At 69.2% G+C, this 14,128-nt stretch carries 12 protein-coding genes; 10 read left to right on the top strand and 2 right to left on the bottom strand.

Going from position 1 to position 14,128, the window contains the following annotated elements; all coding sequences use genetic code 11:
• Window positions 1-2: 2 nt before the first annotated feature.
• From ACGFI6_RS07965 to ACGFI6_RS07925, 9 genes are all read left to right on the top strand, one after another.
• Complete coding sequence (locus ACGFI6_RS07965; protein WP_393118078.1) at window positions 3-1,007, top strand: Gfo/Idh/MocA family protein; 1,005 nt, start codon at window positions 3-5, stop codon at window positions 1,005-1,007.
• Window positions 1,007-2,071 (top strand): non-hydrolyzing UDP-N-acetylglucosamine 2-epimerase, encoded by a 1,065-nt coding sequence (wecB, locus tag ACGFI6_RS07960; protein ID WP_393116160.1) that lies wholly within the window; start codon window positions 1,007-1,009, stop codon window positions 2,069-2,071. The genes ACGFI6_RS07965 and wecB overlap by 1 nt, the downstream gene beginning before the upstream one ends.
• Window positions 2,072-2,079: 8 nt before the next feature.
• Window positions 2,080-3,273, top strand: a complete 1,194-nt coding sequence (locus tag ACGFI6_RS07955; protein WP_393116158.1) for an acyltransferase family protein — start codon at window positions 2,080-2,082, stop codon at window positions 3,271-3,273.
• A gap of 25 nt (window positions 3,274-3,298) precedes the next feature.
• Complete coding sequence (locus ACGFI6_RS07950; RefSeq protein WP_393116156.1) at window positions 3,299-4,600, top strand: nucleotide sugar dehydrogenase; 1,302 nt, start codon at window positions 3,299-3,301, stop codon at window positions 4,598-4,600.
• Window positions 4,597-7,230: a glycosyltransferase family 4 protein gene (locus tag ACGFI6_RS07945; protein ID WP_393116154.1), complete on the top strand. Its 2,634-nt coding sequence runs from the start codon at window positions 4,597-4,599 to the stop codon at window positions 7,228-7,230. The genes ACGFI6_RS07950 and ACGFI6_RS07945 overlap by 4 nt, the downstream gene beginning before the upstream one ends.
• Window positions 7,231-8,382, top strand: a complete 1,152-nt coding sequence (locus ACGFI6_RS07940) for a glycosyltransferase (protein WP_393116152.1) — start codon at window positions 7,231-7,233, stop codon at window positions 8,380-8,382.
• Window positions 8,383-8,458: 76 nt separating this feature from the next.
• A complete protein-coding gene (locus ACGFI6_RS07935; protein WP_393116150.1) occupies window positions 8,459-9,415 on the top strand; it encodes a hypothetical protein in 957 nt (318 codons plus the stop codon).
• A 7-nt stretch (window positions 9,416-9,422) separates the two neighbouring features.
• Window positions 9,423-10,325: a hypothetical protein gene (locus ACGFI6_RS07930; protein WP_393116148.1), complete on the top strand. Its 903-nt coding sequence runs from the start codon at window positions 9,423-9,425 to the stop codon at window positions 10,323-10,325.
• 57 nt (window positions 10,326-10,382) lie between these two features.
• Window positions 10,383-11,432 carry a hypothetical protein gene (locus ACGFI6_RS07925; RefSeq protein WP_393116147.1) on the top strand — a complete coding sequence of 350 codons (1,050 nt, stop codon included), beginning with the start codon at window positions 10,383-10,385 and terminating at the stop codon, window positions 11,430-11,432.
• On the opposite strand, the gene ACGFI6_RS07920 is transcribed toward ACGFI6_RS07925, so the two are convergent.
• Both ACGFI6_RS07920 and ACGFI6_RS07915 read right to left on the bottom strand, forming a co-directional pair.
• The gene (locus ACGFI6_RS07920) at window positions 11,381-12,256 is read right to left on the bottom strand and encodes a hypothetical protein (RefSeq protein ID WP_393116145.1); all 876 of its coding nucleotides are present in this window, start codon (window positions 12,254-12,256) and stop codon (window positions 11,381-11,383) included. The two genes, ACGFI6_RS07925 and ACGFI6_RS07920, sit on opposite strands and share 52 nt — an antisense overlap.
• The gene (locus ACGFI6_RS07915; protein ID WP_393116143.1) at window positions 12,253-13,245 is read right to left on the bottom strand and encodes an SPFH domain-containing protein; all 993 of its coding nucleotides are present in this window, start codon (window positions 13,243-13,245) and stop codon (window positions 12,253-12,255) included. Before ACGFI6_RS07915 ends, ACGFI6_RS07920 begins: the two co-directional genes overlap by 4 nt.
• A 78-nt stretch (window positions 13,246-13,323) precedes the next feature.
• On the opposite strand from ACGFI6_RS07915, the gene ACGFI6_RS07910 reads away from it, so the two are divergent.
• On the top strand, window positions 13,324-14,025 hold the full coding sequence (locus ACGFI6_RS07910; protein ID WP_393116141.1) for an NUDIX domain-containing protein: 702 nt from the start codon (window positions 13,324-13,326) through the stop codon (window positions 14,023-14,025).
• Window positions 14,026-14,128 lie beyond the last annotated feature (103 nt).

Raw genomic sequence — 14,128 nt, 5'->3', positions numbered from 1 at the left:
GCATGGCGAACCTGCGTGCGGGCCTGATCGGCCTGGGCATGATGGGCCGGCACCACGGCCGCGTCCTGGCGTCCCTCGAGGGCGTCGACCTGGTCGCGGTCGCCGACCCGGGTGGTGACAAGTTCGGCGTCGCCGGCGGTCGTCCGGTGCACGAGAACATCGAGCAGCTGATCGCCGAGAAGCTCGACTACTGCATGGTCGCGGTGCCGACGCAGTACCACGCCGAGATCGCGAAGGCGCTGGCCGAGGCCGGCGTGCACGCGATGATCGAGAAGCCGCTGGCCGGCTCCTCGTCCGAGGCGACCGAGATCGCGAAGGCGTTCGAGGCGGCCGGTCTGGTCGGCGCGGTCGGCCACATCGAGCGCTACAACCCGGCCCTGCAGGAGCTGCGCCGCCGGCTGGAGAACGGTGACCTGGGCGACATCTACCAGATCACGACCCGCCGGCAGGGCCCGTTCCCGGCCCGGATCGCGGACGTCGGCGTGGTGCTCGACCTGGCCACCCACGACATCGACCTGACCGCGTGGGTGACGCAGTCGCCGTTCGTCACGGTGGCCGCGCAGAGCGCCCACAAGTCCGGCCGGCAGTACGAGGACCTGATCGCGGTGACCGGCAAGCTGGCCGACGGGACCGTCACCAGCCACCTGGTCAACTGGCTGTCCCCGATGAAGGAGCGGCTCACCGTCGTCACCGGTGAGAAGGGCGCGTTCATCGCCGACACCCTGCTCGCCGACCTGACGTTCCACTCCAACGGGACCGTGCAGACCGCCTGGGACGACGTCGCGCACTTCCGCGGTGTCAGCGAGGGCGACATGATCCGGTACGCGATCAGCAAGCCGGAGCCGCTGAAGACCGAGCACGAGCAGTTCCGCGACGCGGTGCTCGGCAAGGACGCGGACATCGTCACGCTGCAGCAGGGTCTGCAGACCGTGGTGGTCGCCGAGGCCGTCATCCAGTCCGCCGCCGAGGACCGCACCATCAAGGTCGCCGGGGAGCCGACGCACTGATGAAGGTCCTCAGCGTTGTCGGTGCGCGCCCGCAGTTCGTGAAGCTGGCCCCGGTGGCGGAGGCGTTCGCCGCCGCCCAGGCCGAGCACGGGCACCAGCACGTGATCGTGCACACCGGCCAGCACTACGACAAGAACATGTCCGACGTGTTCTTCGCCGACCTGCGGATCCCGGACCCGGACGTCCACCTGGGCGTCGGGTCCGGCAGCCACGGTGTCCAGACCGGTGCCATGCTGGCCGCGATGGACGCCGTGCTCGACGAGCACAAGCCGGACTGGGTGCTCGTCTACGGCGACACCAACTCCACGCTCGCCGGTGCGCTGTCCGCGGTGAAGATGCACCTTCCGGTCGCGCACCTCGAGGCCGGTCTGCGCTCGTTCAACCGGCTGATGCCGGAGGAGCACAACCGGGTGCTCACCGACCACGCGGCGGACCTCCTGCTGGCTCCGACCCAGGTCGCGATGGACCACCTGGCGAACGAGGGCCTCACGGACAAGTCCCGGCTGGTCGGCGACGTGATGACGGACGTCTGCTTCCGGGTCCGCGACGCGGTGCAGGACAAGCCGCTGGACGGTCCGTTCAAGCAGGGCGAGTACGTCGTGTCGACGATCCACCGGGCCGAGAACACCGACGACCCGGAGCGGCTGTCCGCGATCGTCGACGGCCTGGCCAACGCGGGGCAGCCGGTGCTGTTGCTGGCCCACCCGCGACTGGTCGCGAAGTGCGCGGAGCACGGCATCAAGCTCGAGCGTCCGGACGGTTCGCTGCACGTCCGCGAGCCGCTGGCGTACCCGGAGATGGTGGCTGCCGTCCTCGGGTCGGCCGGTGTCGTGACCGACTCCGGCGGTCTCCAGAAGGAGGCCTTCCTGCTCGGCCGGGTCTGCACCACGCTGCGGACCGAGACCGAATGGGTCGAGACGTTGGTGGACGGATGGAACGTGTTGACATCCGACGTGAGTAAGCTGCCCGAGTTGGCTGCACGGCCGGCTCCCACGGGGGGACGCCCAATGCCGTACGGCGACGGGCACGCTGCAGAGCGTGTCGTCGCCACTCTCGCGGAGTAACTACATACATGACGAAGGCCGCCGAAGAGAACCAGACGCCGCCGACCCAGGAACTGCCTGGGTCGGCCGATGTAGGGACCCCAGCTCCCGGCGCGCCTGCCACGGCCTCTCCCGGAACTGCTGTTCCGGCTCAGAGGCTGCCCCGAGTCGAGTCGCTCACCGGCCTTCGCTGGTGGGCGGCCTTCTTCGTGTTCTGCCATCACATGACCCAGCTGGCGCCGCTGCCGATCTTCGACTTCCTGAAGTACGGCACCTCCGGCGTCACGTTCTTCTTCGTACTGTCCGGCTTCGTGCTCACCTGGTCGACCCGGCCGGGGACCAAGATCCGGACCTTCTACCGGCGCCGGTTCGCCCGGATCGTCCCGCTGTACCTGTTGACGCTGGTGGCGGCATTCTTCGTCTTCTACCGCGCAGAGCCGCCGGCCGGGATGCCCTGGATCAAGCCGATCTCGATCAGCGTGCTGGTGCTGTCCGCGTTCCTGCTGCACGGCTGGTCGAACAACCCGACCATCCTGTACGGCGGTAACCCGGCGGGCTGGACGCTGTCGGTGGAGGCCTTCTTCTACGCGTACTTCCCGTTCGTCTGGCGGGCCACGCAGCGGCTGAAGGTGGCCGGCGGCCTGATCCTGTGTATCGCGGTGGTCGTCGTCAGCGGCGCGTACCGGCTGATCCTGTTCCACTACCCGAAGGACGTGCCGATCCTGCCGCAGCCGGTGCTGCACTCGGTCGCGTTCCTGTTCGGGATCGGCCTGGCGATCGCGCTGCGGACCGGCTGGAAGCCGCGGATCCCGGTCTGGTTCGCATTCCTGGTCACCGGTGGTGGCCTGTTCTTCCTCTGGTACTCCGGTGCGCACCCGGCCCAGGTCCCGGGCGCGGTCACGATGGGGTTGTGCCAGAAGGAGGTCCTTACCTTCCTGTACGGCTTCCTGATCCTCGCGGTCGCGGCCCGCGACATGCGCGGTGGCAGGTCACTGCTGCGCAGCAAGCCGCTGGTCGCGCTCGGCCAGTGGTCGTACGCGTTCTACCTGGTCCACGCGACCATCATGTATGCGATCAAGGAACACCACGGCGTGGCCGGCCCGATCGGCTGGTCGAACCTGACCTGGTACGCCGGTGTCCTGGTCGTCGCGGTCTTCGCCTCGTGGCTGCTCTACAAGTTCGTCGAGCACCCGCTGGAACGGAAGCTCCGAGGCCCCCGATGAAGAATCACTACCTAGTGGAGTTGCTGTGCGTGTCAGTGTAGTTGCCTTAGGCAAGATCGGACTGCCGCTGGCGGTCCAGTTCGCGGCCAAGGGTCATCAGGTCGTCGGCGTCGACATCAACGAGAAGTTCGTCGAGCTGGTGAACGCCGGTCAGGAGCCGTTCCCGGGTGAGGCCCACCTGCAGGAGCTGCTGTCGGAGACCGTGGCCGACGGCCGCCTGCGGGCGACCACGGACTACGCGGACGCCATTCCGAACAGCGACGCCGTGGTCGTCGTCGTCCCGCTGTTCGTGGACGAGAAGACCGGGCAGCCCGAGTTCGGCTGGATGGAGAACGCGACCCGTTCGCTGGCCGAGCACCTCACCCCCGGCACCCTGGTCAGCTACGAGACCACCCTCCCGGTCGGCACCACCCGGAACCGGTGGAAGCCGATGATCGAGGAGATCTCCGGCCTGACCGAGGGCACCGACTTCCACCTGGTGTTCTCACCGGAGCGGGTGCTCACGGGCCGCGTCTTCGCAGACCTGCGCAAGTACCCGAAGCTGGTCGGCGGCCTGTCCGAGGAGGGCGCCAAGCGCGCCACCGCGTTCTACGAGGCCGTGCTGGACTTCGACGAGCGTCCGGACCTGGACCGCGCGAACGGCGTCTGGGACCTGGGTTCCGCCGAGGCCGCCGAGCTCGCGAAGCTCGCCGAGACCACCTACCGGGACGTCAACATCGGCCTGGCGAACCAGTTCGCCCGGTTCGCCGGCCAGAACGGCATCGACGTGCACGCCGTCATCGAGGCGTCGAACTCGCAGCCGTACAGCCACATCCACCGGCCGGGCATCGCGGTCGGCGGGCACTGCATCCCCGTCTACCCGCGGCTGTACCTCTACACCGACCCCGACGCGACCGTCGTCCGGGCCGCGCGGGAGGCCAACGCCGGGATGCCCGACTACACGATCGGCCTGCTCGAGGGCGCGTTCGGCGACCTCAAGGGCGCCAAGGTCGTGGTGCTCGGTGCGTCGTACCGTGGTGGTGTGAAGGAGACCGCGTTCTCCGGGGTGTTCCCTGCCGTGGAGGCGTTGACGGCGCGCGGAGCCGAGGTGTCCGTGCACGACCCGATGTACACCGACGAGGAACTCCAGGGCCTCGGCTTCACGCCGTACGCGCTGGGCACGCCGGTGGACGCGGCGGTCCTGCAGGCGGACCACGCGGAGTACGCGCAGCTCGGCCCGGCGGACCTGCCGGGTGTGCAGGTGCTCGTCGACGGTCGTGACCGTACCGACCCGGCCAAGTGGGCGGGCGTTCGCCGGATTGTGATCGGAAGGTCGAGTAGCCAGTGACACATGCCGACCTGCGGGTCGTGATGATGGTCGCCAACGACGTCACCAACGACAGCCGGGTCCGCAAAGAGGCCGCAGCCTTGGCCGAGACCGGAGCAGAGGTCACTGTGCTCGGTGTCTCGGCCAGCGGCCTTCCGTCGAGGGAGATGCTCGACGGTGCGCTGATCGTCCGGGTGGCGGTGCCCTTCGCACTGCGTGAGGAACGGAAACGAAGCCGTACGGCCCGCCGTAACTGGCGGCCGCCGCTGGTGGGCTATCGGTACCGCACGACCTATGTGGCGCGCAGCCAGCGGATCGCGGCCGAGATCAAGGAGCTCAAGGCCGACTCCGGGCACGCGATCGCGCGGGCCAAGGAAGGCCAGGGAAATCCGCTCAAGTTCAAGGCCGGTGTGGCGACCCGGCTGCTCCGCCGTGCGCGCTGGAAGGCGGCCGAGCGGGCCACCTGGGTGCGCAAGGGTGTGGGCAACAAGGCCGACGTCCCGTTCAAGTTCAGCTGGCGGGCGTACGACGGTGTGCTGCACCGGATGCCGTGGCCGGCGCCGTGGCGCAAGCTGCACCCGGAGGCGCTGGATCTCGAGATCGCGTTCGGGGACCTGATCGACCGGCTCGAGCCGGACGTGGTGCACGCGCACGACATGCACGTGATCGGTGTCGCTACCCGGGCCGCCGGCCGGGCGAAGCTGCGCGGCCGCAAGCTCAAGGTCGTGTACGACGCGCACGAGTACGTCGCCGGGCTCTCGCAGTACGGCGCCCGTACCCGGCGCTCGATCGCGGCCTGGGCGAACCATGAGAGCGAGTACATCGGCGACGCGGACCGGGTGATCACGGTCAGCCCGGCGATCGCGACCCGGCTGCAGCGCGAGCACAACCTCGACCACACGCCGACCGTCGTGATGAACACTCCGAACCCTGCTGACGTGTCGGTCGAGGTGTCCGACATTCGCAGCCGGATCGGGCTCGCCTCCGACGTACCCCTGCTGGTCTACAGCGGTGGTGTCACCCGGGCGCGTGGCATCGAGACTGCCGTGCAGGCGCTGGTGGACCTGCCGGACGCACACCTGGCGGTCGTGTGTGTGCCGGGTGTCGCGACCGACGCGGTTCGCGAGCTGCAGGCGCAGGCCGTGCAACTGGAGGTGCAGGACCGTCTGCACTGCCTGGACCCGGTGAAGCCGGACGAGGTGGTCGCGTTCCTGCGCACCGCCGACGTCGGCCTGATCCCGATCCTGCGCTACCCGAGCCACGAGATGGCCCTGCCGAACAAGCTCTTCGAGTACGCGTTCGCAGGGCTGCCGGTGGTGGTCAGCGACATGCCGAGCATGAAGGAGTTCGTCGACCGCACCAAGATCGGCGAGGTCTTCACAGCGGCGGACGCGCACGACCTGGCGGCCAAGGTCCGTACGGTCCTCAGCGGCCTGGACAGCTACCGCGAGCGGGTCGCCGATCCGGCGTACCAGCAAGAGGTGTCCTGGTCCGGGCAGGCGGCCAAGCTGCGCGAGCTGTACGGCGACCTGGTCGGACGGCAGCTCGAGATCACCCGTCCGGGCGGCAAGATCACGAAGACCGGGCGGCACCTGCTGCTCGGTCCGGTGAACAGTGCCGGCCAGGCGTGGTTGTGGGCGACCGCGCTGGAGCGCGAGGTGCCGGACGTCAAGGCCGAGTCGCTGACCACGGGCAGCGGCGCGTTCGACTTCCGGGTGCACCGTACGGGCACCTACCGGCAGTATCGGTCGGACCTGCGCTGGCAGTTGGAGCTCACGGCGTACGCGTTGCGCGAGGTCACCCACGTGCTGTTCGAGGCGGGCCGGCCGATGTTCGGTCAGCAGCGCGGACAGATGTGGACGACCGACGTACCGATGCTCGACCAGGCCGGGATCAGGCACGGGCTGGTGTTCCACGGATCCGAGATCCGCGACCCCGAGCAGCACCGCCGGCAGTACAAGTACTCGCCGTTCCGCAACCCGGACGACGAGCTGACCGTGCGCCTGCAGGCGGCGAACAACCTGATGCGCCGGCACCTGGACGGGTACCGCGGTCCGGTCTTCGTGACCACGCCCGACCTGCTCGAGTTCGTCGACAACGGCATCTGGCTGCCGCTGGCGGTCGACGTCGAGTCGTTCGCGTCGACGCAGCCGGTGCTCGAACGCGAGGTCCCGGTGGTGCTGCACGCACCGTCGGCCTCGGCGTTGAAGGGATCGGCGTACGTCGACCCGGTGCTGACCGATCTGGATGCGCGCGGCCTGATCAAGTACAACCGCGTCCAGGGCGTGCCGCATGCGGAGCTCGCCGAGATGGTGAAGAGCGCCGACATCGTGGTCGACCAGTTGCTGCTCGGTTCGTACGGCGTCTTCGCCTGCGAGGCGATGGCGGCCGGCCGGGTCACCGTCGGGCACATCGCGGACCCGGTCCGGGACCTGTTGCCGGCCGACCTGCCGATCGCCGAGGCGACTCCGGACGACCTGTCCGAGGTGATCGAGCGGCTGGTCGCCGAGCGCGACACGGCCCGCAAGATCGCCGACGCGGGACCGGGCTTCGTCCGCGACCTGCACGACGGGCGGAAGTCGGTCGCGGAGCTGCTGCCCTTCTTGAACAACGAGCTGTCGCACGACGACTCCGAGGACGAGAGCGAGTAAGTGCGGATTCTGATGATCGCGCAGTCCCCGATCGCCGGGGACTCGCGGATCCTGCGGGAGGCGACGGCGCTCGCCGCGGCCGGTCACACGCTGCACGTGATCGGCCGCGACGTCCCTGAGGACTTCGAGATCGGTCCTGGGATCACGGTGGAGTCGGTCTCCCGCTCGTCCGGCTTGCGCGCCGGGAACGGCGGGCTCACCGTCGGGCACGGGCACACCGGGCCGAAGGTGCTGGCGAAGCGGTTCGGCCGGTGGCTGCTGCTGCCGGAGCACCGGTCGCGTACCGAGAAGCAGTGGCGGATCGCGGCGGCGCCGCGGGTCGCCGCGGCCGGGTCGGTCGACGTAGTGCATGCGCACGACTTCAACACGCTGGAGCTCGCCGCCGAGTACGCCGCGAAATGGTCTGCGGCGCTCGTGTACGACAGTCACGAGCTGTGGTTCGACCGGGCGCTTCCGGGCCGGCCGACGCCGCTGTGGCGGGCGCGTGGCCGCCGGTACGAGATCTCGCTGGCGTCGCGTGCGCGGGTCGTCTTCACGGTGTCGGACGGGATCGCCGCACGGTTGCGATCGCGCGGGCTGACCGATGTGCGCGTCGTACGGAACACGTTCCCGCGCGCCGATGACGTACCGCCGGCGCCCGCGCAGCCCGAGGGCCTGCTGTACGCCGGGCGGATCGGGGCCGGGCGGGACCTGCCGACCGTTGTCGCGGCGGCTCGGCAGCTGGCGCCGTTCCGGACCGTACTGATGGGGTCGGTGGATCCCAACTATCGCTTGGATCTGGGACCGGTGGAGACGGTTCCGGAGCGTTCGCTCGACGAGGTCGACGACACGCTCCGCACGTACGGCATCTCGCTGGTCACCCTCACCAACACCTGCGAGAACCACCGGCTCGCCCTTCCGAACAAGCTCTTCCACGCGGTGCGCGCCGGCGTACCGGTGATCGCCGCCGACCTGCCCGAGCTGCGTGCCGTCGTCACCCAGCACAAACTCGGCGGCCTCTACGAACCGGGCAACGCGGACTCGCTGGCGACCGCGGTCCGTACGGTGATCGAGAGCTACACCACCTACACCGACGGCGTCCGCACCGCAGCGGCAACCCTCAACTGGGAGGCCGACGCCGCCACCCTGGTCACCGCCTACTCTGACCTCTGATTCCCGCAACTTTCTGTGTCCGCCTCGTATCAAGTTCTGTGGGAACGACTTCACGAGGCTTAGGGGACTGGGGACTATGAAGCGGAAGATCATGGCGCTGGCCGGCGGCGCCGCGCTGGCAATCAGCGCGCTGGCACCGGCTACAGCTGGTGCGGCAGGTACGGCGGGTGTGGCGAAGCCGCCGAAGCCGACGGTGCGGGCCGGTACGACCGCGGCCTGCGAGATGCCGCTCGGGTCGGTGGACGCCAACGGGGCACACGTGTCGACCGGGATCACGGCGAACACTCCGCCGACGGCGACCAACCCGTTCAAGACGACCGGTGTGTACGCGCCCGGCGCGGTCCGACTCAGCAGCCGGTTCTCGAGCGTGCCGAACATCGCGGGCGCCGACGAGTACGGCACCGTCGTGATCGGGGACAGCCTCTACTGGAGTAGCTACGCGATCGACGGCACCGGGCAGATCGACCCGACCTACCCGCATTCGCTCACCAGGATCGGCGGCGGCTGGACCCCGTTCACGTTCCTGGAGGTCTCCGGGTTCAGTACGGTGAGCGAGCCCACCGTCGGGCGGACGACCGCGTACGCCCTGCGCAACGACGGCGTGCTGTACCGCTGGAACGTCGGCAAGACCTGGAGCAGCACCGGTTCGTACCCGGGGTTCTCGGCGGTCAAGACGATGGCGCTGATCGCCAAGACCAAGACGTACGACACCTTCCTGGCCACCACCAAGGGCGGCGCGCTCTACACGATCCACATCCCGACGACGTCGCCGATGAAGCCGGTCGTCAAGCAGGTGCGGAGCCGTACGTGGCAGGGCTTCGAGTCCCTGGTCGCGTCGCGGTGCGGCCAGTACGGCACGTTGCTGCTCGGCATCGACAAGGACACCAAGACCAGCTACCTGTACGCCGTTGGGCACGCCAACGGTGCAGCGACCGTGATCAACGGCCTGGGTGCGGTTCCGGGAACGCGGGCGGACAACGTCTACTTCCCGTGGGTCCCGATCGACTTCTACGACGAGCTCTACGGCGAATGAGCACATGATGATGCGTAAGGTGATCAGCGTCGCCGGCGCGGCCGGGCTGGTCTTGACTCTCGGGACGGCGATCCAGCCCGCACAGGCTGCCGGGGCCGCGGCTTGTGCGCTTGGGCTCGGGTCGATGGACAGGTCCAACAACGGCGTCAACAGTCGCGTCCTCACCGCGAGCTCCGTCGGCACGGTCGTCAGTACGCCGGCCGTGTACGACACGCCGTACGCGGTGAACAACCCGACGTCCTTCACTGCGGTGCCGGGCGGGAACGGGCAGACGAGGCGGAGCGGCAAGGTGCTCTGGGGATCCGGGTACCTGATGCAGAGCACGTACACCGTCGGGCCGGACGGCAAGCTCGTCGGTACGCCGGTGTTCCAGCGGATCGGGAACGGGTGGGGCGGGCGGTTCCTGATTCAGTCGCAGTACAAGGCGTCCGCGACCAGCAAGCCAACTCGTACGATGCTGTACCAGCAGGATCAGTACGGGCTGTTCGGGCGCTGGACCGATGTCGGCAAGGGCCTCCGGAACACCGGGTACGTGGGCGGGATGAGCACGATGAAGTCGTTCGCGCTGATCGCCACCACGCCGACGTACGACATGTTCCTGGCGAACAACCGGGCCGGCGCGCTGTACACGGTCAAGATCCCGACCAGTGTGCCGCTGAAGCCGATCATCATTGCGGTGCGCACGTCGACCTGGCAGGGCTTCGAGCAGTTGGTGGCCACGCCATGCGGCAAGAACGGCACCATGCTGCTCGGCATCGACGCGGACACCCACACCGGTCACCTGTACGCCGTCGGCCACGCGGCCGGCGCTGCCACCGTCATCAAGGGTCTCGGCAAGGTCGCCATGACCTTCGACGACTACGACTACTTCCGGTTCACCCCGGCCTACGACCCGCTCAACGGCGGCTGACGGGAATGTTCAAGGCGTCGCCGGTGGCCGTTCACCGGAGCTTCGTAGGGTTCGCACATGGTGATGTTGCGACGGACCGTACTGAAGGCTGGGGCTCTGGGGATCGGGCTGGCGGCGACGCCCGGGCTCGCGTTGGCGGCTCGGCCCCGGCGCACCCGGGTGCTGGTGGCGACGAACGAGCCGTGGGGGACGTACCACGCGCAGCCGTTGCTGGCCGAGGCTGCGCGGCGCGGGTGGGAGCTGGTGCAGGTCGTACCGGATCTCACCCAGATCAAGCCGGATGACCCGGTGACGGTCGCGACGTTGAACGACGTACCGCAGGCTGATCTACTCGTGGTGAACGGTGCGTCGGACTGGCCGGCCGACGTGGCGGCGGCGCTCCGGCGGCTGCCGTTGGCGGCGAGTTCGCTGGCGTATCTGACGCCGGTGGAGGCCCCGCGGGCCAAGGAGCTCCGGTCGCGGCTCGAGCTGGTGACGGCGGCTTCGCCGGCCGAGTCCGATGTGTTCGCGAAGTACCTCGGGTGGCGGCGGCACGTGCGGATGGTCGGGTCGGCGCAGACCGACAACCTGCCGAAGTACGCACCGGAGCAGGACCGCGTACTGGTGCTGACGAGCGTGACGCACCCCGACCAGACCGGGAACGCGGCGCCCGGTACCCAACTGCTCCTCGACGCGGCCGCGAAACTCGAGGCCGCGGGCAAGCACATAGTCGTCGGGCTGCACCCGCGCGAGGACCGGACGCTCTGGGAGCAGTACGAGATCAGTGCGCTCGGATCCGTGCCGGAGTCGGCGAGTGTGGAGTGCGCGGTCGGGATCCCCGGGACCGTGTTTCCGATCGTCGCGGCGATGGGCGTTCCGCTGGTCGGCTGCGTGGATCCGAAGCTCAACGTGCCGGCGTACATCCTGAGCGTCTGCTCCTCGACGATCGATGCGCCCGAGGATGCGGTGCCGGCGATCGCGAGTGCGAAGCCGGCCAGCCGGGGCGCGGTGTTCGACGCGGTCGGTCCGATCGGCGGGTCGGCACGGCGCCTGTACTCGGCCTGGCACGCGACGATTCAGACCACCAGGTGCAACTTGACCGCGGCGACGGTGACCTCGACCCGCTGACCCCAGCCGATGCTCAAGGTGTCGGATTCCATCCCGTCACCGAACACGACCAGATCCGACTCGGCCGTGATGGTCAGCGAATCCGGTGCCTTGAGCAACCCTTCGGTGTTGTCGGTCCCGGTCGCCGGCGACGGCCACGCCTCGCGGACGAACCAGCACAGCGCCGGATCGGTCGGGCCCGGCAGGGCGAGCGGGCTGCGGCGTTCCTGCCAGGCCGACCGGCACCAGCCGGTGGATCCGGTGCCGGTCCCGATCAGGATGCCGGACGACGACTGCCGCTCGGCCAGTCCGTCGGGGGACGTCAGCCGGTAGCGCGCGGACTGGTGCGTACGGTGGCCGACGTACACCTCGTTCAGCGCCAGCAGGTGCTGGCCGTCATCGGTGCTTGCGGCAACCATCGTCCGTTCGGCGACCTGCCTTGTGGTCAGTAGGTCTGCGATCGCGGCGGGTTCGTGCGGTACGAGTATGCCGGGGTTGCGGGCCGGCTCGGGGTTGATCCCGATCACCGGCTGGCCGTCGAGGTACTTCGCGACGTTCGCCACCAGCCCGTCCTGCCCGACCGCGATCACCACGTCCTCGGGGCCGAATCCGAACCGGTCCAGGTCGTTGCGCTCGGCAACCGTACGGCGCCAGTCCAGCGGGATCGCCGCGGACACGGTCGCCAGCGCGTCCTGCTGGGCCTGGTGCCGCGCGTCCAGCTCGGCCAGGTCACGGCCGCGACCGGACAGGAAGAACCCTGCCTGCTGGCGCGTGCCGTGCCGCGCGATCAACTCGGTGAGCTCGGTCGCCCGATGGACGATGACGGCTCTGGGCGTCAAGGTCATCGTTGCTCGGCCAGCTTGGACAGCAGCGGGGTGATCAGGTCCGGGGTGAGGTTCAGGGTGCCGATCTCCGGGAGGGCGCCCTGCTTGATCGCCAGCGCGAGGATCGTTGCCTGGTCCAACTCGGCGTACGCCTCCAGCAACGCCTTCTCGGCGGCGGCCTCCGCCGCGCCGATCACGCGCTTCGCATCCGCCTCGGCCTCGGCCAGCGCGCGCTGACGTCCGGCGGCGGCGTGCGTCTCGATCTGGCCGGCCGCCGCGGCCTCGGTGGCGCGGGTCCGTTCGTTCTGGCCGCGCTGGTTGACGAGCTGCTCCTCACGGCGGGAGAGCTCGATCTGGTTCTGTAGTTCGTTCTCCGCGATCGACCGCTCCCGCTCGACCGCGAGTGCACGGCGTTCGTACGTCGCCTTGTCCGCGGCCTGCTGCACCATCTCGCGGGTGGGAGTCTGCAACGCCTTCTCCACGTCCCGCTCGGCCCGTACGGCGACCACGCGGACGTCCTCGACACCGATGCCGAGGCCGGTCAGCCGCTGGTCCTCGCGCAGCCCGGTGCCGACTGCGCCGCGGAGCGCCGGCATGCCCTCGGACAGCGCCGCGGTCAGTGTCATCCGCGCGAGCAGGTCGAGTGCGGTCTGCTGCGCGAGCTCGGTGAGCAACCCTCCCAACTGCTCGAGCGGGGTCGCCCGCCACAGGCCGGTGGTCGGGTCGATCCCGAAGTCGAGGCGGCTGGACGCCAGCGCCGGGTCGGTCACGCGGTACGTGACGGTCGCCTGAACCGCGACGTCCTGGAAGTCCTGCGTACGCCCGTGGAACAGCAGCGGCTGCTCGCGGTCGTCGATCGGCACCTCGCTCAGCGACGAGTTCAGTGCGCGGAACCAGAACGCCTGGCCGGCGCCGTCGTGCGCGACCTTGCCGTTGCGCAGGTGCCGTACGTGGGTGGTCGGGTTGGCCCGTAGGTGGCTGATGAAGCCGAACCGGGTGATGTCTGCCATCTCTTCCGTCTCCTTGTCGTCAGTTTGACGATAAGGGAGTGAGTGGCTTTTCGTCAAGATGACGATTATGGTTCGGGGATGGACTTCGTGCCGCTCGGCCTGGCCGCCGACCTGGTGATCCTGACCGTCCGCGACGGGCGGCTGCAGGTGTTGCTGATCCGCCGGGGCATCCCGCCGTACGAGGGGCGGTGGGCGCTGCCTGGTGGATTCGTACGGCCGGGGGAGGACCTCGAGGCGGCTGCACTGCGTGAGCTTGCCGAGGAGACCGGGCTTGAGGCGGATCGCATCCACCTCGAACAGGTCGCAACGTACGGCGCCCCCGACCGCGATCCGCGGGGCCGCGTCGTCAGCGTTGCCTACCTCGCCCTGGTCCCCAACCTCCCCAGTCCCGTCGCCGGCTCAGACGCCGCCGCAGCCAACTGGATCAGCGTGGCCGACCTACTCAGCTCACCGGACGGTAGCTCTGAGGTCATGGGCCTGGCGTTCGATCATCGGCGGATTCTTGCGGACGCGGTGGAGCGGGCGCGGGCGAAGCTCGAGTACTCGCCGCTGGCGACCGCGTTCTGCCCGCCGGAGTTCACCATCTCCGAACTGCGCGGCATCTACGAAGCGGTCTGGGGCATCTCCCTCGACCCCCGCAACTTCCACCGCAAGGTCACCAAGACCCCACACTTCGTCACCCCCACCGGCGACACCACCACCCGCGACGGCGGCCGCCCAGCCCAACTCTTCCACCGAGGCACCGCCACCACCCTCCACCCCCCGATGCCCCGCACCTGACCCCCCAGTTGCCTCGCCCGCCGAGTCGTGGCGTTTGGTCCTCGACCCCATCGCCGAGTCGTGGATTCAGGCTCGATTCCCCAACCGTTTTCCACGACTCGGC

The organism is Kribbella sp. NPDC048928 (assembly GCF_043197975.1).
Lineage (GTDB): Bacteria > Actinomycetota > Actinomycetes > Propionibacteriales > Kribbellaceae > Kribbella.
The sequence above is the reverse complement of the archived record's forward strand: the minus strand, read 5'-3'. Positions and strand labels throughout refer to the sequence as shown.